The following is a 21,154-nucleotide window of genomic DNA, read 5'->3' as shown; positions in this document are numbered from 1 at the left end:
TTAGGCCTGGAGGAACCCCATGCCCCTTCGTGAGCGTTACCGTGGCCCGGCGCTGTTGTCCTATGGCTTCCGGCCCTTCTTTTTGTCTGCTGTGCTCTTCGCGCTTGTCGCGATCCCCGCATGGTTGTTGATCTGGCGCGGAGAGATCGCCCGCGCAGGCCATTTTATTCCCACCGACTGGCATGTCCACGAGATGGTCTTCGGCTATGGTGCCGCTGTACTGGCAGGGTTCCTGTTCACCGCGGTGCCGAACTGGACCGGACGACTGCCGACACGCGGCTGGCCGCTTGCGTTACTTTTGGCTGTATGGCTGGCCGGTCGCGTGGCGGTGGCCGGAGGACTAGGGCTGAGTCCGACGGCGGTGGCATTCGTCGACCAGATGTTCCTCCTGGCAGTCGCAGCAATGATCGCGCGAGAAATCGTCGCCGGAAAGAACTGGCGCAATCTCAAGGTTCTGGTGCCTGTGTCGCTTCTCTGGATCGCCAACCTGCTGTTTCATGTCGAGGCGATGGTAGAGGGCAGCGCGGATCTCGGTCGCGGGCTGGGAATTGCCCTGCTGATCTTTCTAATCCTGCTGATCGGTGGACGGGTTGTCCCCAGCTTTACGCGCAATTGGTTGGTCCATCGCGGCGCGACCCGGCTGCCTGTCGCCTTCAATCGCTTTGACGGGCTTTGCCTGGTATCCGGCGCGGCGGCGCTGATCGCCTGGGTGGTCGCTCCCTTTGGCATGGCTTGCACCGTGCTCAACTCGGTGGCGGCCATTTTGCACTTAGTCCGGCTTGTCCGCTGGCGCGGCGTGGAGACATGGCGCTCGCCGCTTCTGCTGATGCTGCACCTCGCCTACCTGATGGTTCCGCTCGGTTTCGCATCAGTGGTGGCGGCGGCGATCGACCTTACCGGGCCGGCTGGCGCGGCGCACATCTTCGGGATCGGGGCCGTGGGCGGAATGACCGTCGCGGTAATGATGCGAGCGACGATGGGGCACACCGGCCGGCCGCTGGTGGCTGGCCCAGTGCTGACGGCCGCCTTCGTGCTTGTCGTCGCAGCCTGCGCTGCCCGCGTGGCCGGCACTCATTTGTGGCTGGGCCCGCTAGACGGGATCGACCTATCTGCCGCGCTCTGGACTGCCGGTTTCGCCCTGCTTGCGTGGCGGATCGGTCCGTGGCTTGCCCGACCGCGGGTGGCGCGGAAGATGCCCAGTTCACCGCCTGACAAACAAGAAGCTGCCACATCGGACGCTCGAGCAACAACTTGACTGACTTTGTTCCATGAATGTTCGCCCTGGAGGGCGGGTGCCGAAATCACCGGCGAATACTGGAGCGTCCTCTGACCCGCCGAACCTGCCTGTTGCGAAACATTATCAAGACTTATCAACGCTGGCGCAGTCGAGGCGACGTTCAAGGCTCCGGCTCGGTCGAGCAAACTTCTTCCCTACGCCGCAATACTTGCTGCGGGGCTGAAGATGGAGGTCACGAAGTGCCAGAAGAAGCGCCGGACGCTGATGCAGTTGCAGGGCGATCTCGTGGCTCTCGAATACTCGCGGTCTTACGGCTTTTGGGAGTGTTGATCATTTGGCCAGGGCCGCTGATTTGCTGATCCTGAATAGGTTTGGTCACCACGTTTAGGCGGGTTGCGGATTCCCTCCGGTCTTTGCCACTGCGCTGGACATTGACATGCCAGCCGTTGTTTCCGCCAGCCCTCGCTACCTTGACTGCTTTTCGCTTTCGCCGGTGGGCTTGAGACTCGGTTCGAACCGGACCCGATCAGTCTCCAAGCTTGGGCGAGTTCGTTTCCTTTGGTGTAGGCCGTGATCCGATCTCGTGGCCTTGACGATACTCGAGTCAAAGCATGGCGCCTTTGCGCCGGATGGCGCATCCCACAAGCCCGGCGATGATGCCAATGACCGTCGAGACGCTGTATTCGAGTGTGGTGATCGGCACGTGCGCAGAATGATGTCCCCCGAGAATAATTGGGGTAAGGACCCCGATCACCCCGCCCAGGATCATCGCGATGATCCAGTTCCGGGTCGTCATGCCGAGCGCGACGCCGAGGATGCCGGGCAGGCCGAGGATGCTACCCCCGATGGTGCCGAGTAGATCAAGCAGGCTCAGCATGGTCTGGTCTCCGTGAGTTGCTGGCGTGGGGCCGGCCGGACATCGCCCCGGCGCCGTTTGGCCCGGTAGGTGGTCAGTCCGCCGAGATGCCGAGGTATGAGCGGATCGAGGCGACATCGACGCGCCCCGACGCCTCGGGCATGCGGCTCTGCGCCAGGGTTTCGACCACGTGCTGGTATTCCTCAAGGTAGCCCGGGGCGAGGTCATGCGCGATGCCCTGGTGGCAGTCGATGCAGGTCATGTTCTCGTCGACCGCGCGCTGATGATTTTGTGCCGCCCGCGTCTCCTGGATGGTGAAATCCATGTACTCGAAGGCGTGGCAGTTGCGGCACTCTCGGCTGTCGGTCGCCTTCATCTTCTTCCACACCGCCGCGGCCATCTCGAGCCGTCGATTCTCGTATTTCTCCGAGGTGTTTATGGTGCCCAGCACCTCGTGATAGACATCCTTTACCGCCATGATTTTCGCCTTCATCTTGTATTGCCACTCGTGCGGCACATGGCAGTCCGAGCAGATCGCCCGCACGCCGGAGTGGTTGTTATAGTGGACAGTCTGGCGGTATTCGCCGAGGTTCGTCTCCATCGAGTGGCAGGATGTGCAGAACTCCTCGGTGTTGGTCATCTCCAGCGACCAGTGAAAACCACCCCAGAAGAGGATGCCGCCCAAAAAACCCGCGATCAGGAGGAAGCCGGTGCTGAACAGCCCGGTGGGGCTCCAGAACTTGTCCCAGATCCGAAGCAGGATATTGCGGCGACCGAGCTCGTTTTTATCCGGCATCTCGTCTCTCCCATTGGGCCGTTGCTTCAGCGCATTTCGCTGGAGGCTTCGAAGTCATTGCCGACCAGCGCCGGCGCATCCGCCTGCGGGACGTGGCACTGATTGCAGAACCAGCGGGTGCCGGCCACCGTGTCGAGCTGGTTCCCGCTGCGGTCGAGGTAGTGTGTCATCGACAGCGTCGGAGCGCCGCGGTCACCGGCATTGCTCCAGTCATGGCAACTGAGGCATTGGTTGGTGCGCAGGTCGATCTGATATTGCGTCATGGAATGCGGGATCACTGGCGGCTGCTGCCGGTAGTTGCGCACCTCGCGGCCCTCCTGCTGCTGGTAGATCTCGGGCGGCTGGAGTTCCTGATCGACCGAGGCGCCGCGCAGCGACTGGATGCCTCCGGATGTCTGCGCCACGACCAGCCCCGCGACGAGCAGGGGCGTTGCGAAGGCGGCGATCCTCGCGATGACCGGCAGTTTCATGGGCGCTCTCCGTAGTTGATTGCTGTCACGCAGGGTGGGTCACTCAGGCGGTGGAGTGTCAGGATCGTTCGGGCGGGGAGGAGGGGGCCTCGACATGGGTGTCGAAGTGACAAGTGAAGGCAAAAACGTCGACCGAGCAGGCCTCGACGCAGCGCCCGTGACTGGCGCAATCGAGCGAAAGGACAAGCGGTGTATCGCCATCCTTGACGCGCGCCGCCGCCGGCCATCCGCACGGTATCCTTCAGGAAACTGCGGCGTTGGGGTGAAAACGGCGTGGCGGTGGGCATGGTCGGCCTCCTCTAACCTCTCCTCGGGCGTGGACGGCCCAGCTCATACCCGCTCGACCTTGCAGGCACATTTCTTGAAGTCGGTCTGCTTGGACAGCGGACAGGTGGCATCCAGTGTGAGCTTGTTGATCAGTTGCCCCTCGTCAAACCAGGGCACGAACACCACGCCCTTCGGCGGCTTGTTGCGGCCGCGGGTCTCGACCCTGCTGAGCATCTCGCCGCGCCGGGTCGAGATGGCGATCTCCTGCCCGCGCCGAAGCCCCCGCGCCTCGGCATCCTCTGGGTGCATGAATACTACGGCGGCGGGGAAAGCGCGGTGCAGCTCGGGCACCCGGCGGGTCATCGAGCCGGAGTGCCAATGTTCCAGAACGCGCCCGGTCGAGAGCCAGAGGTCGTAGTCGTCGTCGGGCACTTCGGGCGGCGCCTCGTAGGGGGCAAAGATGATCTTCGCCTTGCCATCCGGGTAGCCGTAAAAGGACACCTCCGAGCCCTCGGGCACATAGGGGTCATAGCCCTCGCGGAAGCGGTAGAGCGTCTCCTGCCCGTCGACCACCGGCCAGCGCAACCCGCGCGCCTGATGGTACTGCTCGAAGGGCGCGAGGTCGTGGCCGTGGCCGCGCCCGAAGGTGGCATATTCCTCGAAGAGCCCCTTCTGCACGTAGAAGCCAAAATGCTGCGCCTCGACGTTGTCAAAGCCCTCGGCGGTCTCCTCGAGTGGGAACTTGTCCACGTTGCCGTTCTGGTAGAGCACTTCGTAGAGTGTCTTTCCGGCGAGCTCGGGCATCTTGGCCACAAGCTCGTCGCCCCAGGCCTCCTCGACGGTGAAGCGCTTGGCAAACTCCATCAGCTGCCAGAGGTCAGACTTGGCCTCGCCCGGGGCCATGACCTGCTGGCGCCAGAACTGGGTGCGGCGCTCGGCATTGCCATAGGCGCCTTCCTTTTCAACCCACATGGCGGCGGGGAGAATGAGGTCGGCGGACATGGCGGTTACCGTGGGGTAGGCATCCGACACCGTGATGAAGTTGTCAGAGTTCCGGTACCCGGGCCAACCCTCTTGGTTGATGTTTGGGGCCGCCTGCATATTGTTGTTGCACTGCACCCAATAGGCGTTGAGGTTTCCATCCCGCAGCGCGCGGTTCTGTTCCACCGCATGCAAGCCCGGCTTATCGGGGATGGTGCCCTCGGGCAGCTTCCAGATTTCCTCGGCATGCGCACGGTGTTCGGGGTTGGTCACCACCATGTCGGCGGGAAGCCGGTGCGAAAAGGTGCCCACCTCGCGGGCGGTGCCGCAGGCCGAGGGCTGGCCGGTCAGCGAGAAGGGCGAGTTGCCCGGCTCGGAGATCTTCCCGGTCAGCAGGTGGATGTTGTAGCACAGCCCATTCACCCATCCGCCGCGCGTGTGCTGGTTGAAGCCCATGGTCCAGAGCGACATGACCTTGCGGTTCGGATCGGCGTATTGCTCGGCCAGCCGTTCGAGCTGATGTGCCGGCACACCGGACATCTCGGAGACTTTTTCCAGCGTGTACTCCGAAACGGCGGCGGCATATTCGTCGAAGTCGATCGGGGTCAGCTCGCCCGAGTTGGGGTTGGCTGCGGCCTGCTGCAGCGGGTCGGTGTCGCGCAAGCCATAGCCGATGTCGGTGGCGGTCTTCGTGAGGTTGACGTGCTTTTCCAGGAAGTCCCAGTTCACCGCATCGTTCTGGATGATGTAATTGGCGATGTAGTTGAGGATCGCGAGATCGGTCTGCGGCGTGAATACCATGCCGTTGTCTGCCAGCTCGAAGCTGCGGTGTTCGAAGGTCGACAAAACATGCACCTGCGCCCCGGGCTTGGTCAGCCGCGTGTCGGTCAGCCGCGACCAGAGGATCGGGTGCATCTCGGCCATGTTCGAGCCCCAGAGCACGAAGGTGTCGGCGTGCTCGAAGTCGTCGTAACAGCCCATCGGCTCGTCGATGCCGAAGGCGCGCATGAAGCCGACCACCGCCGAGGCCATGCAGTGCCGGGCGTTGGGGTCGATATTGTTCGACCGGAAGCCCGCCTTCATCAGCTTGGAGGCGGCGTAGCCCTCCCAGACCGTCCATTGCCCCGAGCCGAACATGCCCACCGAGGTCGGCCCCTTGGCGGCCAGAGCCGCCTTCCATTTCTCGGCCATGACGTCGAAGGCCTCGTCCCAGCTCACCGGCTCGAATTCGCCGTTCTTGTCGTAGACGCCGCCCGACTTGCGCAGCATCGGCGTGGTGAGCCGGTCGGCGCCATACATGATCTTCGACAGGAAGTAGCCCTTGATGCAGTTCAGGCCGCGGTTCACCGGGGCCTCGGGGTCACCCTGCGTGGCGACCACCCGGCCCGCCTTGGTGCCCACGAGCACCGAGCAGCCGGTGCCGCAGAAGCGGCAGGGAGCCTTGTCCCAGCGGATGTCCGAATTTCCCGGGGTCTGCGCCAGCGCGCCGGGGGCGAGCGAGATGCCCGCTGCGGCGGCGGTGCTGGCGGCGGCGGTGGCCTTGAGGAAAGTCCTGCGCGAGTCCGAGATGGTCATGGGTCAGGTCTCCGGATGGGGGGCGGCGGTGGATGGGCGTTGGGCGAGGTCTTCGAAATGGTGGTAGTTGATGGTCAGCGAGATCACGCCGCGGATCTGGTGAAGCGTCATGATGATGTCCGAGGCGAAGGCGGTGTCGGTGTCCTCGACCACCACCACCAGCCTTCCGTCGTCGCTCTGCGCATGCACCTCGACGCCGTCGAGCGCTTCCATCTGCGCGCGGGCATCAAGCAGCGCGTTCTGCGCAACGTGGACGAGGCAGCCGCAGATGTTCATCGCACGACCTCCGTTGCCGGTGCGCGCTGCTCAAAGGAAACGGCGCCGGCGGGGCAGGTGAAAGCGCATTCGCCGCAGCCGGTGCATTGCTCAGGGTCGAGTGTGGGTGCGGCGCGGCCGCCGGTCATCAGGCGAAAGCGGATGGCGCGGGGCTCGCAGGCATCTTCGCAGGCCCGGCAGGCGATGCCTCCCAGAGACAGGCAGGTGTCGGTGATGGTGGCGGTCCACGGCCACTCGGGCACGGCCTCGGGAAGCAGTGCGCCGGTCTCGCAGGCCTCGGCGCAGGCACCGCAGAACGTGCAGGCACCGAGCGAGAAGTCGACCAGCGGCATGGCAGGTTCATGCGGGCCGGGCTGGCGGATGAGGATCGCTTCGGGGCAGGCGCGCAGGCAGTCGCCGCAACCTGTACAGAGCTGCGAGAAGCGGGCCTGAGCCCCCGGGGGCCTCATGAGAGGTGCCTCGGGGCGCGACAATTGCCCGCGAAGGAAGTTGCGTCTGCTGTGCTGGGTCGTCATTGACGTCCTGGCCTTTCGCTGACTCTATAAAATTTAGCAAAATTAAACTGTGAGTTGCAGACTGCCACAGGTTGAGCGTCCTGAAAAGAGCTGCGCCTGACCTAGCATAAAGTGGTGTTGAACGTTGTCCAATTGTGAGAGACCTAGCTGTGAAATCTCGTAAGGTTGTTCAATCACAAATCACGCGTTTCGATCTGACGCCGTGTCTGGCCCGGCCGTTCGCGCAGTAGGACGTGGCGGTCGCCTGCCGCGAGACCGACGGGGTGAGCGACTAGCCCACTCAAGCCCCGAGGGACAGTTAAGCGTTCCAAAGCGGTATACTGGCCCTCCGGTCGGCGGCGTGCCTTGGGTTCTGCGGGACGCGCGATGTGACCGAAAGACCTCGAAGCCAAACATGTTCGGCTTCGCTACAGCATGAAATTTTGAATGTGTTCTAAGCATTCGATGTGGATTTTCTGCTGAGAGCATGGCGCCAACTCGAGCAGTCCTGCTAAGAGTGCGAGCAACCATGCAGGGAGGGCGCGAGGTGCGGCAGTCGAAAGTCTCGATCGGGATGCTCATGATGTGCGTCGGGGTCGCGTGCCTGAGCGTCAATGACGCCTTTGCCAAGCACCTGACGTCTGACTATTCCCCTTTTCAGGTTCTCTTCCTGAGAAATCTCATTGCGCTGCCTTTCGCAATTGCGATCGTCTTGTTCAGCGGCGGAACTGGTGCCTTGCGATCATACCGACCCGCCGCCCATCTCGTCCGCGGTGTTGTCTGGGTGGGCGCCGCCTTCATGTTCTTCTCAAGTTTGAAGCAGATGCCCATCGCTGAAGCGACAGCGTTGGTGTTCGTGGCGCCGCTCTTCATCACTGCGATCTCGGCCATGTTCCTTGGCGAGCACGTCGGATGGAAAAGGTGGCTCGCAGTCTTGGCGGGATTTCTCGGCGTCGTCATAGCGATACGCCCAGGGGCGGCCAGCTTTCAGCTGGTATCACTGCTGCCCATCGGAACTGCCCTTTTCTACGCTCTCCTCATGGTCAGCGCCAGATGGGTCGACGAGCGTGAGAGCGTTTGGACGCTCCTTCTATATCTTACCGGGGCAGGGGCTCTGTTGAGCGCATTCATTGCACCATTCGTATGGCATCCCGTGCCGCTGAATGACCTGTGGAAGTTCGTGGCTATCGCATTTTTTGGGACAGTTGGGATGACGCTGATCACCCAAGCCTTCCGAATGGCGCCCGCGGTTGTCATTGCGCCTCTCGACTACACGGCTCTGATCTGGGCAACGTTGGCAGGATGGCTCGTTTGGAACGAAATCCCGGAAATGCCCGTATTCGCCGGCGCCGCCATCATCATTGGTAGCGGTGTCTTTACAGTGTGGAGAGAGCACAACCGGGAACGACAGTTTGCTCAAGTTGCGCACGCAAACACAGCGGCGTAGGGGTTTGACCCGGCCCCTTGGCGGCACGAAGCCAATACATGTGGCGGTTCAGCGCCAAGTCGAAGGCTAACCTATTGGTGCTTATGCGATTCCGGTGCGGGGTAGGGCAGTCGCCTGAGCATCATCCTCGGCGCCACAAACCGAGCCTCGGGCTTGCCCCTCGTAGTAGCTGTCGACCGCCTCGACGCCCTGGTCATGCAGTATGCGGAGGAAGCCGATCTAGCTGGACGGCGCACCACCGCTGCAGTGCCGAGACGCTGCCGGCCCATGGACGAAGCCGCTCGCGCGGCAATGGCGCGTGTGGCTGGGGTGTGGGACTGATCGCCACCCTGTGCATTTGGGAATGTGGGCAACTGCCTGACGATTGAGGCCTCTCAATCGACAGACAGGAGGTTCCCATGACCGAGGAGAGGATTTCGCCGCTGCGGGCGCGAATGATCGAAGACATGCGCATCCGCGGGTTGGGCGAGAAGGCGCAGAAGTCCCACATCCGGGCAATCAAGGATTTCTCCCAGTTCCTTGGGCATTCGCCGGACACCGCCACGCCGGAGGAGTTGCGCGCCTACCAACTGCACATGACCGACAACGGGGTCACGGCCAGCACGTTCAACGTGCGGATCGTGGCGCTTCGGTTCTTCTTCGGCATGACTTGCGGGCGCGAGGACATGAAGCGCTACATGCAGTTCCGCACGCAGCCACGGAAGCTGCCGGTGGTGTTCAGCGTCGAGGAGGTGTCCGACATTCTGATGGCGGCGCCTGGGCCCGGCCTGAAGTATCGCGCGGCGCTCAGCATCTCCTACGGTGCCGGGCTCAGGGCGGCCGAGGTCTGCAATCTCAAGATCGGGGACATCGACAGCGACCGCATGCTGATCCATGTCGAGCAGGGCAAGGGGCGGAAGGATCGCAAGGTGATGCTGTCCCCCGGCTTGCTCGAACTCCTGCGCGACTACTGGCGCGAAGCGCGCCCCGAGGGCTGGTTGTTCCCGGGCAAGCCCAAGATCAACCCGATCTCACCGCGCCAACTGAACCGCGCGTTCACGTCGGCCAAGACCATGGCCGGGGTCAAAAAGGCGGCCACCCTGCACACCCTGAGGCACAGCTTTGCGACCCATCTGCTGGAGGCCAACACGGATGTCCGGGTGATCCAGGTTCTGCTCGGCCATGCCAAGCTGACGACGACGGCGCAATACACGCATGTCGCCACCAAGACGATCCGCGACACGGTCAGCCCCTACGAGATGCTGGCCAAGCTGCAGGATCACGCCGTGAAGCGAAGTCTGGAGTGACCGGGCGCCGGGGTGCCCCGGCCGACGCTGGAGATCGCTGACATCTTTCGTTCCCATGGTCCTGGGTGGCGGCAGGCCAATGTCGGGCACGTCAGCCTCTCGCAGTTCAAGGTGATGTCAGCCATCGAAGCCTGCCGGACCGAGGCGCTCGGCGGGCATGTAGCGGGCTGCGCCAAGTGCGGCCACCACCACATCGCCTACAATTCCTGCAAGAACCGGCACTGTCCGAAGTGCCAGGGGCCGGCGGCGCGCGACTGGATGGCGGCGCGCGCCGAGGACCTTCTGCCCGTGGAGTATTTCCACGTCGTCTTCACCCTGCCAGCCGAGATCGCGCAGATCGCCTTGTGGAACAAGAAGGCCATTTATGGCCTGCTATTCCGGGCGTCCGCCGAGACGGTCACGACCATCGCAGCCGACCCCAAGCGGCTCGGCGCCCGGATCGGCATGACCAGCGTGCTGCACACCTGGGGATCGGCGCTGACCCACCATCCCCACATCCACATGATTGTGCCGGGCGGAGGGCTCTCGCCTGATGGCACCCGATGGGTCGCCTGCAAGCCAGGGTTCTTTCTGCATGTGCGGGTGCTGTCGCGCCTGTTCAGGCGCTTGTTCCTCGACGGGCTGCTGGCCCTTCATGCCGCTGGCGAGCTGGCCTTCTATGGCGATCTCGAAGGACTGACACAGACGAATGCCTTTGCCGCCTGGCTCGCGCCGTTCCGCAAATCCGAATGGGTCGTCTACGCCAAACCGCCCTTCGGCGGGCCCAAGGCAGTGCTCGCCTACCTGAGCCGCTACACCCACCGCGTCGCGATCTCCAACTCCCGCCTGGTCAGCGCCGACGCCGAGACTGTCGCGTTTCGATGGAAGGACTACCGCATCAAGTCCGGCGACCGCGCGAGGGTCATGCGCCTCGCTACATCCGAGTTCATCCGCCGGTTCCTGATGCACGTCCTGCCCGACGGGTTCCACCGGATCCGGCACTACGGCCTTCTGGCCGGTGCAACCCGCAAGGCCACCATCGTCCGCATCCGTGGCCTGCTCGGGCAGCGGGCGCCCGAACTGGAAGCGCAGGAACCAGCGGAGCCTGCCCCGCTCACCTTGCGCGAGCCGTGCCCATGCTGCGGTGGCCCGATGCGCATCACCGAAATCTTTCGTCGCGGCCAGAAACCGATGTCGCGCGCCCCACCATGGGAGCAGGCCGCATGACAAACCGCCAGTCTCTGCCACGATCAAAACTCCGGATCTCCCGCCCGTTCCGGACCGGCTCAGCCATGCCTCACGTAGTGCCACGCCCGCGAACCGCCGACGAAAGGCGCCGCCCGCGACCGCACATCATCAACTCGGCCGATCAGGGCGCCCTTTGCGACGTTCGATATCATTCGAGCCGTCAGCCACGCTGCACCGGCGCTGGAAACCTGAGCGCACTTTCCCCATAGACAGCACCTGGCCACCGCGGCTTCCACCTTGGGAGGATTTCCAACGCCGGCCGACCACTCGTCAAGCGGCACCGTTGCACCACGGCCCGCATCGAAAATCCTTCACCAGGAACTTCGGCCCGGACGGGACAGATGGCCGCTCCACAGCCCTTCCAAGACATTCGTGCCAGGCGCAGCATGTCGTCAGGCTCGGACACGCAGGGCGGAAAGCTGTCGATAGCTGCTCAGGGAATCAAAGCCCGCTATCCGAATGAAGTTGTCATTAACTAATTCAATCTGATCTTACTCAACTTGTCGGGGTTTCGTGTGATGTAGATTGCGATGATCTGTGTCGCGTCCATTTCGACGGCGGCCGTCTGAATTTCACCACCCAAACGCCAGATGAAACCCGGCAGGCCATCAATCATGGTAAAGTGGATATACTCCATCTCATCCCCTCTTTTGCGCGACAAGCTCTTGAACATTCGCAACAGGTTGTCCTTTCCGTAAATGATATTGAGCACGTTGCGGACCTTGCCGCCGCCATCCGAGTAAAGCCTCGCGCCTTCGGACAGGATGGCAGACAAGGTGCTGGAATCTCCGGTTTTACAGGCGTCGAAAAAGGCACGTGCCACCCTCTCGCCGGTTTCGCGCGGAACCGTATAGCGAGGGCGGTCTACATGGACATGGGCCCTGGCCCGTCTGGCCAATTGCCGTGCCGCTGTAGGAGACCGATCTATTGTCTGGGCGACCTGATCGAGCGGTTGTCCAAAGACATCATGCAAGAGAAAAGCTGCGCGCTCTAGGGGCGACAGTCGTTCCAGTGCCAACATCAGTGACAGGGTGAGGTTGTCAGGCCGTATGTCATCACTTTCCTCTTCGACTAGAGGTTCGGGCAGCCACGGGCCGGTATAGACTTCGCGACGGTTTCGTGCCGACTTCATAATGTCCAGACACAGACGCGAAACGACCGTGCTCAACCATGCGGACGGCTCCGAAAGTTGCGCATGATCTGTAGCCTGCCAGCGCACCCAAGCCTCCTGCACCACATCTTCTGCTTCCCCATGAGAGCCAAGCATCCGGTAGGCGAGACGCAGCAGCATCGGCCGCTGCATCTCGAAGATTTCGGTCGCACCCTCAGGCGGCATGGGCACGTTCGGCAGGAAGCGCATCGGCATGCATTGCCCGAAACGCGATCTGGGTCCGGTTCCACAGATTGATTGCGCCGATGGCGAAGGTCAGGAATGCCACTTCGTCCTTGTCGAATAAGGAACAGACCTCTTCCCAGATACCATCGGGTGCATGGGTCTCCGCCACCAGCGTAAGGGCCTCGGTCCAAGCCAGTGCGGCGCGTTCACGGGGGGTAAAGAGATTGCTGTCACGCCAGCCCGCCAGCATGTGAAGGCGAAGATGGGTTTCGCAATTTTTTAGCGCATCGGCCGCATGGATTTGGATGCAGAACGCGCATCCGTTGATCTGGCTGGCCCGCAATTTGATCAGGTGAAGCAGGGAATGCTCCACCGGCCCCTTCAGCAACTCTGTCTCGAAGGTCACCAACCCCTGAGAGGCGGCGCCAATACGCTGGAAGTGATCGGTCATTCTGGGTGTCATCGATGTCTCCTGTTTAGCTGACACCCATATGACGATTCAGAAAAGGCTGATGTGACATGCCTGCTGCAAAAAAGTATATGGCAGCCTTGATCTCCCGAACGGACGTTCGCCGGGGCGCATACAGAAGGTCAACTGAGGGCCGGGAGAGACACGGGACGCGATTGTCCCCGTCCCGCCGCACGGCCGCAAGCCAACTCTGAGTCCTTGCCACCCAGTTGGCCTCGTCAGCTCAAGCTTATCAAGAGTTCCCTCAGAGCCATGGTGAACCCCTGATTTTTGTGAGATCCGCTGTCCCCGTCGCAACCAATCATCGCAGTCGCCAAGGCGGAGCCATGGGTGAAGTCCACAAGTATATCGCGCCACAGCGGCGTCCGATCATCTGGCAGGCCGACGTCGGCCAGAAGGGCAGAGATCTCGTCGGTGATCCGTTCTGCCTGCTGCGGAAAAACGGTCGGCCGGCTGAAGATCAGCAAGGTCAAGGCTGGGTGGCGAAGCACCTGGGCGTGGTAAGCCTTCAGTAGACCTCCAATCCGATCAATTGGGGTGCCGTCCTCCGGCGCCATTACCTGCGCATAGACCGCGTCCGACATCGCGCCGATCAAGCCATCCCGTCCGCCGAAGTGATGATGGATCGTCATGGGGTTGATGGCGAGGCGCTCCGCCAACGCCCTCATCGTGAGGGCGTCTGCCCCCTCGCGATCCAGAAGCTCGAGGGCGGCCACAACCATCTCGTCGCGCGAGACAGGAGCTTGCGCCCGTGGTGGCCGCCCCCGGGGACGCTTCATGCCTCGACCCGGTAACGGGACTGGAGGAGTCCGGATGGAAAGCTCTTTACGTCCTCAAGGCAGAGGGGAATGTCAGCGGCGACCTTGCCGAAGAGCCGGCGTCCTTCACCAAGGAGCACCGGAACGCTGGTGATCACCATGTCGGCGATCAGGCCGGCCCGAAGGAAGGACTGAATGAGAAGGCCGCCATCGACATATACCTTCCGGTGTCCTTCGATCGCCAGCATATGCATCGCCTCTTCAGGCGCTTTCGTCACGACCCGTACCTTGTTGGCCAGGTCGTCCGGCACGTCGGACTGCGACAGGGTCGAAGACAGGACGACAACTGGACGACTGTAGGGCCATGGTCTTACGGCTGCCATCTTTTCGAATGTTCCGCGTCCCATCAGAATGATGTCGATATCCGCGATGAAGGCATCATAGCCATGGTCTTCGTCGGGGCTATCGCGGTCCAGGAGCCACGCGATATCGCCGTCCTTTCGAGCGATGAAGCCGTCCAGACTGGTAGCAATGAAAACATGCCCTGTGATCATTTCACACCTTTATTTATACACTGTATAATAAATGAAGGTGTGCGTCCCTCGTGTCAAGTGTAACGCCCGTCCACAACGTTGGCACCGCATAGACTTCGTTTTGATTGACGCAACCCGAGACCGAAAGCGAACGGCAGCAGGGTCCGCATCAGCGGCATTCGACCTAGGATTTTTCTGCACTAAGCCATGAACGGCCGTTTCAGGGCAGCCGCACCGCCGCATGTGCGCGTGCTCGACCGTCCGCAATGGGCCGGCCGCGACGGACCGGCCCCAGGCGCTCAAATCTCTACCGACTCTGCAATCGCGAGCGCATCCTCCAGTTCGACGCCGAGGTAACGCACGGTGCTGTCCATCTTCGTATGGCCAAGCAATAGCTGCACTGCTCTAAGATTGCCGGTCTTCCGATAAATCTGCGCAACCTTAGTGCGGCGCATGGAATGGGTGCCGTAGGCGCTTGGCTCGAGACCGATGGAGGTCACCCAGTCCCGGACGAGGCGAGCATACTGCCGTGTCGAGATATGCCGCCGTTCGTGGAACCGTCCCGGCCAGAGATGCTCCGACCCGACCATGAGCGGGGCATCCAGCCAGGCTGCGATTGCTTTCCGGGTACCTTCGGTGACCTCGAAGCTGACAGGCCTTCTTGTCTTGCTCTGAACGATCGTAGCGCGGTGCTTGACCTGACCCGCTGCATAGAGGTCGGCGACCTTGAGCCGCACCAGGTCGCAACCACGCAATTTGCTGTCGATGGCAAGGTTGAAGAGCGCCAGTTCTCTGGTGCGATGCGCGATTTCGAGTCGGACCCGGATCGCCCAGACATGCTTCGGTTGCAGCGGACGTTTTTGACCGACGATGCGCCCTTTGTTCCAAGCGGGGCGGCAAGCACGGATTGCTGGTAGGTTGGCGGTAGACATGGCGGTTCCTCCACTCCACCGGTCCCACCGCGTCTTCGGCGCTCCGCCGACGACCCATTATAACACCGATCCGCAGCGAAGGTCGGCTTGGAGCCCGTTTCGGAAGGGCCAATTCCTCACTGCGCGCGTTCGCAGCAGAGTCTTCGCTGCGGCGCGGTCAAAACTTCATGCTGCACCGCAGCTATGGATCTCGTCGTTCGTGCGCCGCGCAGCGAAATCCTCGGGAGAAGCGACCAAACCGCCTACGGAGTGTCCGTTCGCTGCGAAGGTCGGTCCCAGTAACAATTGGATTCGGAAGTTTCTTGGCTCCAGGTTCGCTGGAACACGGCATCTACCCGGTACTTTGGACACGCGGAGCGGCGTTAGGCTCAGATGGACCCATGGATTAGCACGGCTTCGCGCGATTCAGCCCCCGCTAGAAGGAGGCTGACGATGTGCGATCTTTTCTGGTTGACCGAAGCCCAGAGGGAGTTGCTGCAGCCCTACTTCCCGAAGTCGCACTGCACGCCGCGGGTGGCCACGCAGAATAATATCGGGAAGGAGCTTCTCGCTTTTGAAGAGCAGAACCATCGCATAGCACGTCGACCAACACCGCGTGCCTCAGCCGCGCGGGTGAAGCTCTCATGCGGAGCGGCCGCCTCTTTCCTCGAGCGACACATGGCATTCCTGCCCTCCGATACATCGGCTTAACTCACTCGTCACCGTGAAATGTCTGAACGATTTGGTCTACGAACACCATTTGCGCGCGGTTCTGGCGCGGTAGCGCCACAGCCTGTTCGATCTTGGCGAAACAGTCGGGTACGACACCGAACGCCGCATTTTCGTGGTCGGACAGGGTGTTGCGGATGCCCGCCAGCGCAGCCCCTTCGCCCGCCCGGAACCGCGCGAGCGCCTCGGCGGGCGACGCTGCGGCGACGAGATCGCCCGGCCTCGCCAGGGTTTCGAGGTACGCGTGATAGGCGGCACCGCGCGCGCTCAGGATAGGCTCCCCCGACGCCAGAACGTCTGAACACCGCAGCTTTGGAGATCGGTCGCGCACGAGGAAGGTTGCCTCCACGGATCGGTATGGCACGCTGAAGGCGATCCGATCCGTCCGCGAGGGATCAATGGCGAGAAAGGCAATGTCCCACTCGCCTCCGACGGCGTCGACCGCCGCGCGTGCGTTCGGATACTCGACAGGAACGAGCCGCAGCCCGGCCACTTCGGCAAGTCTCTGGGCGAGCGCGTAGGCGACCCCGGTATACGCAGCGCCGTCCTTCCGGATCAGCGCGGCGTTGTTCATGTTCAGCCCGACGCGGAGCGTGCCGCCCTGTCCGAGCGCGTGGCCTGTCAGTCCCATTCGGCCCGCCGCGACAGGGCCGCCTTGCGGAGAAGTCCGCTATCCACGTCAACCGCGATGAAGCGCGCGCCTGCGGCTTTCGCCTCGCGTAGGAACTCCTGGTCCAGCGAGAGGATGCCCGCCGGAACGCCCAGCCGGTCCAGCTTGGCGAAAGCCTCGAGGATCGCCGCCTTCACCTCGGGATGCGAAGGCTCGCCGGGATAGCCGAAACTGGCGGCCAGATCGGCAGGCCCGATGAAGACGCCGTCCACGCCCTCGACGGCAGCGATCTCTTCGATCCTGTCGAGCGCCTCGCGGGTTTCCACTTGCAGGAGCAGACAGATCTCTTCGTTGGCACGTTGGGCATAGCCCGAGACCGCGGCGTAGCGGGTGGCCCGGGTGATCCCGGACACGCCGCGGATTCCCTTCGGGGGGTAGGTCACGGCAGCGACGGCAGCCCGCGCCTCGTCCGCGTTCTGGACATAGGGGATCAGCAGGGTCTGGGCGCCGGCATCGAGCAGCTTCTTGATCTCGACCGGATCGTTCCAGCCGGGGCGCACCACGGGGCTCGTGGGATAGGGGGCGACCGCGCGCAGGAAGGAGATCGCTTCCGCCGGGCCGACCGGGGAGTGCTCGGTGTCCAGCATGACCCAGTCGTAGCCGCAGCCGGCCAGCAATTCGGCGACCGTGGGGTCGCACAGCGAATGCCAGATGCTGATCTGGCGACGGCCCTCGCGGAGGGCGGTTTTGAAGGTGTTGGGGGGCAGATTCATGATACTGATCCTATTCGAAGCCGACGCCGATCGAGCCAAGCTCGCCGTAGTCCGCCGCGATGACATCGCCGGACTTGATATCCACGGGTCGCGTGAAGGCACCGCCCAGGACGATGTCGCCTTTCTTCAGGCCATCCCCCAGCGGTGCCAGTTTGTTGACAAGCCAGGCCAGGCCCGCGGCGGGGTGTCCCATGACGGCCGCGGCGAGGCCGCTTTCCTCGATCACGCCGTTCTGCGACAGGGTCGCGCCGACCCGGCGCAGATCGACGTCGAAGGGCCGGATCGGGCGACCGCCCAGCACGATGGCGCCGAAGGCAGCGTTGTCGGCGATGGTATCAACGATCTGGCGGGGGACCTCGGTGCGGTAGTCGATGATCTCCAGCGCGGGCTGCACGAATTCCGTCGCGCGCAGCACGTCGTGGATCTGGCACCCCGCTCCGGACAGGTCCTCGCCCATGATGAAGGCCAGCTCGACCTCCAGTCGGGGCTTGATGAAGGTGCCGGCGGTGATCCGGGCGCCATCCTGAAACAGCGCATCGTCGAGGATCACACCATAGTCGGGCTCGGTCATCTTCGAGGCCTGCTGCATGGCGCGGCTGGTCAGCCCGATCTTGCGCCCAACGATCCGTGCGCCGTCGGCGATGCGTGCCTCGGCCCAGCGGCGTTGCACGTCGTAGGCATCCTCGAGGGTCATGTCCGGCCATGTGGCGGAGGGTTGCGGGCAAACCTCACGGGACCGTTCGGCGGTCAGGATCGCATCCGCCGCCGCCTGGCGGTTCTGGTCGCTCAACATCTCAGTCTCACTTGATTGGTGGAATGGGGAGGCGGGATTCGCCGGGTTCCATGACGAGGGTATGCTCGAGGGTGTACCATTCGCCGATGTCGCCCTCCTCGGGGTGCGGCCCGTCATGGCGCTCGAGCTTGCCGATCAGCGCCTCGGTCACGCCGAACTGCACGTCCGATGTCAGGTAGTCGGTTTCGTCCACGTAGGTCTGGTTGATCAGTGTCTTGAAGCCCTGCTTGTGGGCAAGGACATGCACATGCGCAGGGCGATAGGGGTGGCGGCCCTGCGCCTTCAGCAACTGGCCGACGGTGGTGTCGGTCGGGATCGGGTAGCCGATCGGCTTGACCGACTTGAACCGGACGACCCCGTCTGAATCGGTGATGAACTTGCCGCGCAGGTTGTAATCCGCCTGGCTTTCATCCTGGTTCTCGTAGAGCCCCACGGGCGAGGCGTGCCAGATATCGACCTCCAGCCCCTCGACCGGACGGCCGTCCTGATCGTGAAACTGAAACAGACCGTAAAGTCGCGGCCCGGGCGTATCAGAGCGTAGGATCGAGCCGCCGTTTTCGGTCAGCGGCTGGTTCATCCGCCAGAACGGGCCGAGCAGCGATTGCGTCGTCTCTGTTGCGCCGCCATCGCCGTTGTTCAGCAGGCACACAAGCGAGGACACCCCGAGCGAGCCTGCCATCAGCACAAACTCGTTGTGCTTGTCATTCGACTGCTGCCCCATTGCGTTGAGGATCTTGGTGGCGGCCTGAAACTCGGACTCGCTCAGCCGCACATCGCGAATGAAGCCGTGCAGATGGGTGATGAGGGATGTCATGATTTCGCGCAGGCGCGGGTCGCTGGTTTGCGCCATGACGGCCTGTACGGCCGGCGTCACGTCTCGTTCGCTCTTGATGATCGTCATGTCGCAGCCTCCGTCGATCTTTCCACAAGCTGGCAGATGCGCCGCACGCCGGCGGCATAGCCTTCGATCCCGAGGCCCGCGATGACACCGTCGGCGCGATGCGACACGTAGGAGTGGTGGCGGAATGCCTCGCGCTTGTGCACCTGACTGATATGGACCTCGATGACCGGCGGCTCATAGGTGTTGAGCGCGTCCAGAATGGCGACCGAGGTATGCGTGAAGGCGGCCGGGTTGATCACCATCCCGCAGGTCGTCTCGCGGGCCTCGTGGATCCAGTCGATGATCTGGCCTTCATGGTTCGATTGCAGCAGCCGGATATCGAAATCCTCGGCGCAGGCGGCCTCGCAGAGTCGGGTGACATCCTCGAGCGTCTCATGGCCGTAGATCTGCGGCTGGCGCTTGCCGAGCAGATTCAGGTTCGGCCCATTCAGGACCACGATGGTCTTCATGTCGGCTGTCCTTCCAGAAGGGCGGTTGTGGCGGAGTGAATGGCACGGGCGCGCTCCGCCGGGGGGCGGGGGTCGTCGGCTGACGGCAGTTCGACCGAGATGACGGTGTCGGCGGGCAGCGCGGCCACGATTTCGCGCAGGGGCAGGGCGCCCTCGCCGGGTAGGAGGCGCCCGCCGCGGGCCTCGGCGATCAAGGCGTCGGTGGCGCTCGGGCGCGCAGAGGGGGCATCACAGAGCTGGGCCGAGACGACGCGGTCTTCGGGCATCGCCGCGATGCCTTGCGGCGTGCCGCCACAGCGCACGTGATGCAGCGCGTCGACAAGGTAGGCGGCGTTGGGCGCGCCGGATCGGTCGATCAGCTCGAGACAGGCCTGAGGGCTGTCGATGCCGCGCCATGCCATGCACTCGAGATCGACGCCGAGACCGCGCTCCTGTGCCAGCGCGCAGACCTGCGCGAAGCGATCGGGCAGGCCGTCGAACAGGTCGGCGCAGGTGTTCACGCGCCTGCCGCCAAGCTCCGCCGCCGCATCCATCGCCGGGATCAGTGACCGGGGGTCGAGGGCGCGGTCGATGACCACCGTCTCGATGTCGTAGAGGGCGATCCTTTCGCCCTCCATGACGCGGCGCAGCTCCGAAACGTCCTGCGTGGCGGGAAGGTAGTGGACCCCTCCCGGCGCGACGGGGTGAAACCTGAGGCCCACGAAGTCGAACCCCGATCGCCGTGCCAGCCTGACGAGATCGGCGGGGGCGAGGTCGAGAAAGGTGAAATGGCCGAGGCCGAGCGGACGGGTCATTCTGAGACCTTGGGAAGCTCTGCGGCGATGAGGCGGCGCAGGTTGTTCGTGGATCTCTCGATATGTCTGCACAGCAATTCGGCCGCGTCATCGGCGCGCCGCTCGACCGCCGCCTGCGCGATGGCCGTATGCTCGTCGATGACCTCCCGCTGAATGCCGACCGCTTGCAGGTAGATGTGCCGATACCGGTCGTTCAGGTTGACCAGCGAGTTGTACATCTTCAACAGCAGTGGCATGTCGCAACGCTCTATCAGGGCAAGGTGAAACGCGTTGTTGGCAGCCTCCCATTCGGCCAGGCTGGCATTGTCCCCGGCGATGCGGTCGGTCTTGTTGAGGCGGTAGAGCGCCGCCATCACCGACGTCTCCCAGTCGAGGCCGCCATTCGCGATCGACCGGCGCAGCGCGTAGGGCTCGAGCTCGATGCGCAGCGCGCTGACCTCGTCGAGATTGGCGACCGAGGTCGGGGTGACCGTGTAGCCGCGCTGAGTCGCAACCTCGATCAGCCCATCGGACACCAGACGGGTCACGGCCTCGCGCAGCGGCGAGAGGCCGACACCCATCGTCGTGCGCAGCTGATCGAGGTTCAGGCGCGCGCCGGGCTTCAGGATCCCATGCAGGATGTCGTGCCGCATCCGCGCCTCGACCTGACCCGCAATCGTCGGCTTGCCGACGGATTTCTGGGCGGTGTCCGGTGTTCTGGCTGTTGCATCCAACGTGGTCATGGGGCGTGTCCGAAGTTTCTATGAGTGGAAGATTTCATGGCTTAGTATCGATGTAAAGATTGAAAATCGATTTCTCTAGACTGGGTGGATTTATTTCTCTACTCCTCGATTCATTGGATTCGGCGGGGCCGGTGACGGTCGCCCGAACTGAAATTCAGGGAGGAGACAAATGTCATTTTCGGTTACTCGGAGTGCTGTACTGGCCGCCACGGCGGCTCTCGCCGTCACGTCCGGCAGCGCGTTCGCTCAGGATAAGGTTCAACTCCGGCTGTCGGCGGTGAATTCCGAAACCGATCAGCGCGCCGTCGCGATGACCGAGGTTTTCGGGCCGGCGGTTGCCGACTTCGCGGACTGAGGTGGTCCCCATTTCCCGGACAGTTTTGCGGCGCTGCTAAGCTTGCCTGGTGATCATGCTGCCGCCTTGAGGCCGGGGCCCTGATGGGCCTCGACCGGTGTTCTGCCTC

General features: G+C 63.1%; 23 protein-coding genes and 1 pseudogene. 6 read left to right on the top strand and 18 right to left on the bottom strand.

Annotated elements, in window-relative coordinates; translation table 11 throughout:
* Positions 1-19: 19 nt before the first annotated feature.
* On the top strand, positions 20-1,255 hold the full coding sequence (locus G0Q01_RS16170; protein ID WP_164213627.1) for an NnrS family protein: 1,236 nt from the start codon (positions 20-22) through the stop codon (positions 1,253-1,255).
* Between the two features lie 586 nt (positions 1,256-1,841).
* Here G0Q01_RS16170 and G0Q01_RS16165 read toward each other — a convergent pair.
* From G0Q01_RS16165 to napF, 6 genes are all read right to left on the bottom strand, one after another.
* Positions 1,842-2,114, bottom strand: coding sequence for a hypothetical protein (locus G0Q01_RS16165; RefSeq protein ID WP_235940200.1), 273 nt, complete (start codon positions 2,112-2,114; stop codon positions 1,842-1,844).
* A gap of 73 nt (positions 2,115-2,187) precedes the next feature.
* Positions 2,188-2,889 (bottom strand): NapC/NirT family cytochrome c, encoded by a 702-nt coding sequence (locus tag G0Q01_RS16160; RefSeq protein WP_164213626.1) that lies wholly within the window; start codon positions 2,887-2,889, stop codon positions 2,188-2,190.
* Between the two features lie 26 nt (positions 2,890-2,915).
* The gene (locus G0Q01_RS16155) at positions 2,916-3,359 is read right to left on the bottom strand and encodes a nitrate reductase cytochrome c-type subunit (protein ID WP_092431210.1); all 444 of its coding nucleotides are present in this window, start codon (positions 3,357-3,359) and stop codon (positions 2,916-2,918) included.
* A 330-nt stretch (positions 3,360-3,689) separates the two neighbouring features.
* The gene (gene napA, locus G0Q01_RS16150; RefSeq protein WP_164213625.1) at positions 3,690-6,182 is read right to left on the bottom strand and encodes a nitrate reductase catalytic subunit NapA; all 2,493 of its coding nucleotides are present in this window, start codon (positions 6,180-6,182) and stop codon (positions 3,690-3,692) included.
* A 3-nt stretch (positions 6,183-6,185) separates the two neighbouring features.
* A complete protein-coding gene (locus tag G0Q01_RS16145) occupies positions 6,186-6,458 on the bottom strand; it encodes a chaperone NapD (RefSeq protein ID WP_092431207.1) in 273 nt (90 codons plus the stop codon).
* On the bottom strand, positions 6,455-6,973 hold the full coding sequence (gene napF, locus G0Q01_RS16140; protein WP_164213624.1) for a ferredoxin-type protein NapF: 519 nt from the start codon (positions 6,971-6,973) through the stop codon (positions 6,455-6,457). Before napF ends, G0Q01_RS16145 begins: the two co-directional genes overlap by 4 nt.
* Positions 6,974-7,499: 526 nt before the next feature.
* On the opposite strand from napF, the gene G0Q01_RS16135 reads away from it, so the two are divergent.
* The 3 genes from G0Q01_RS16135 (at position 7,500) to G0Q01_RS16125 (ending at position 10,891) form a co-directional block, all read left to right on the top strand.
* Positions 7,500-8,399, top strand: coding sequence for a DMT family transporter (locus tag G0Q01_RS16135; RefSeq protein WP_370526758.1), 900 nt, complete (start codon positions 7,500-7,502; stop codon positions 8,397-8,399).
* Positions 8,400-8,797: 398 nt separating this feature from the next.
* Complete coding sequence (locus G0Q01_RS16130) at positions 8,798-9,685, top strand: site-specific integrase (protein WP_164198534.1); 888 nt, start codon at positions 8,798-8,800, stop codon at positions 9,683-9,685.
* Positions 9,686-9,697: 12 nt separating this feature from the next.
* Positions 9,698-10,891, top strand: a complete 1,194-nt coding sequence (locus G0Q01_RS16125) for an IS91 family transposase (protein ID WP_164198535.1) — start codon at positions 9,698-9,700, stop codon at positions 10,889-10,891.
* A 496-nt stretch (positions 10,892-11,387) separates the two neighbouring features.
* On the opposite strand, the gene G0Q01_RS16120 is transcribed toward G0Q01_RS16125, so the two are convergent.
* From G0Q01_RS16120 to G0Q01_RS16100, 5 genes are all read right to left on the bottom strand, one after another.
* Positions 11,388-12,278, bottom strand: coding sequence for a sigma-70 family RNA polymerase sigma factor (locus tag G0Q01_RS16120; RefSeq protein WP_164213622.1), 891 nt, complete (start codon positions 12,276-12,278; stop codon positions 11,388-11,390).
* Positions 12,238-12,699, bottom strand: coding sequence for a carboxymuconolactone decarboxylase family protein (locus G0Q01_RS16115; protein ID WP_235940198.1), 462 nt, complete (start codon positions 12,697-12,699; stop codon positions 12,238-12,240). Before G0Q01_RS16115 ends, G0Q01_RS16120 begins: the two co-directional genes overlap by 41 nt.
* Before the next feature lie 236 nt (positions 12,700-12,935).
* The gene (locus G0Q01_RS16110) at positions 12,936-13,433 is read right to left on the bottom strand and encodes a TetR/AcrR family transcriptional regulator (RefSeq protein WP_370526757.1); all 498 of its coding nucleotides are present in this window, start codon (positions 13,431-13,433) and stop codon (positions 12,936-12,938) included.
* A 59-nt stretch (positions 13,434-13,492) separates the two neighbouring features.
* Positions 13,493-14,029, bottom strand: a complete 537-nt coding sequence (locus G0Q01_RS16105) for a dihydrofolate reductase family protein (RefSeq protein ID WP_164213619.1) — start codon at positions 14,027-14,029, stop codon at positions 13,493-13,495.
* A gap of 278 nt (positions 14,030-14,307) precedes the next feature.
* Positions 14,308-14,940, bottom strand: a complete 633-nt coding sequence (locus G0Q01_RS16100; protein ID WP_113913682.1) for a tyrosine-type recombinase/integrase — start codon at positions 14,938-14,940, stop codon at positions 14,308-14,310.
* A gap of 432 nt (positions 14,941-15,372) precedes the next feature.
* Here G0Q01_RS16100 and G0Q01_RS27370 point away from each other — a divergent pair.
* Positions 15,373-15,487: pseudogene (locus G0Q01_RS27370) on the top strand (IS5/IS1182 family transposase); the annotation flags it as partial.
* 144 nt (positions 15,488-15,631) lie between these two features.
* Here the strand turns inward: G0Q01_RS27370 and G0Q01_RS16095 are convergent.
* From G0Q01_RS16095 to G0Q01_RS16065, 7 genes are read right to left on the bottom strand one after another with little or no spacing between them, the layout of a single operon-like run.
* The gene (locus G0Q01_RS16095; protein ID WP_164213618.1) at positions 15,632-16,279 is read right to left on the bottom strand and encodes a transporter substrate-binding domain-containing protein; all 648 of its coding nucleotides are present in this window, start codon (positions 16,277-16,279) and stop codon (positions 15,632-15,634) included.
* Positions 16,270-17,031, bottom strand: a complete 762-nt coding sequence (locus G0Q01_RS16090; protein WP_164195896.1) for an HpcH/HpaI aldolase/citrate lyase family protein — start codon at positions 17,029-17,031, stop codon at positions 16,270-16,272. The genes G0Q01_RS16095 and G0Q01_RS16090 overlap by 10 nt, the downstream gene beginning before the upstream one ends.
* A gap of 10 nt (positions 17,032-17,041) precedes the next feature.
* A complete protein-coding gene (hpaH, locus tag G0Q01_RS16085; RefSeq protein ID WP_164195898.1) occupies positions 17,042-17,824 on the bottom strand; it encodes a 2-oxo-hept-4-ene-1,7-dioate hydratase in 783 nt (260 codons plus the stop codon).
* A gap of 7 nt (positions 17,825-17,831) precedes the next feature.
* On the bottom strand, positions 17,832-18,725 hold the full coding sequence (locus G0Q01_RS16080) for a dioxygenase (protein ID WP_164195900.1): 894 nt from the start codon (positions 18,723-18,725) through the stop codon (positions 17,832-17,834).
* Positions 18,722-19,174, bottom strand: a complete 453-nt coding sequence (gene aroQ, locus G0Q01_RS16075) for a type II 3-dehydroquinate dehydratase (protein WP_164195902.1) — start codon at positions 19,172-19,174, stop codon at positions 18,722-18,724. Before aroQ ends, G0Q01_RS16080 begins: the two co-directional genes overlap by 4 nt.
* Entirely contained in the window at positions 19,171-19,968 is a 798-nt protein-coding gene (locus G0Q01_RS16070; RefSeq protein WP_164195905.1) for a sugar phosphate isomerase/epimerase, read from the bottom strand. The genes aroQ and G0Q01_RS16070 overlap by 4 nt, the downstream gene beginning before the upstream one ends.
* Positions 19,965-20,690, bottom strand: a complete 726-nt coding sequence (locus G0Q01_RS16065) for a GntR family transcriptional regulator (RefSeq protein ID WP_164195907.1) — start codon at positions 20,688-20,690, stop codon at positions 19,965-19,967. Before G0Q01_RS16065 ends, G0Q01_RS16070 begins: the two co-directional genes overlap by 4 nt.
* Positions 20,691-20,859: 169 nt before the next feature.
* Between G0Q01_RS16065 and G0Q01_RS16060 the strand changes: the two genes are divergently transcribed.
* Positions 20,860-21,045, top strand: coding sequence for a hypothetical protein (locus tag G0Q01_RS16060; protein ID WP_235940196.1), 186 nt, complete (start codon positions 20,860-20,862; stop codon positions 21,043-21,045).
* Positions 21,046-21,154 lie beyond the last annotated feature (109 nt).

This window comes from Salipiger sp. PrR007 (assembly GCF_010499845.1).
Lineage (GTDB): Bacteria > Pseudomonadota > Alphaproteobacteria > Rhodobacterales > Rhodobacteraceae > Salipiger > Salipiger pacificus_A.
This window is presented reverse-complemented; position numbering and strand designations above follow the sequence as displayed.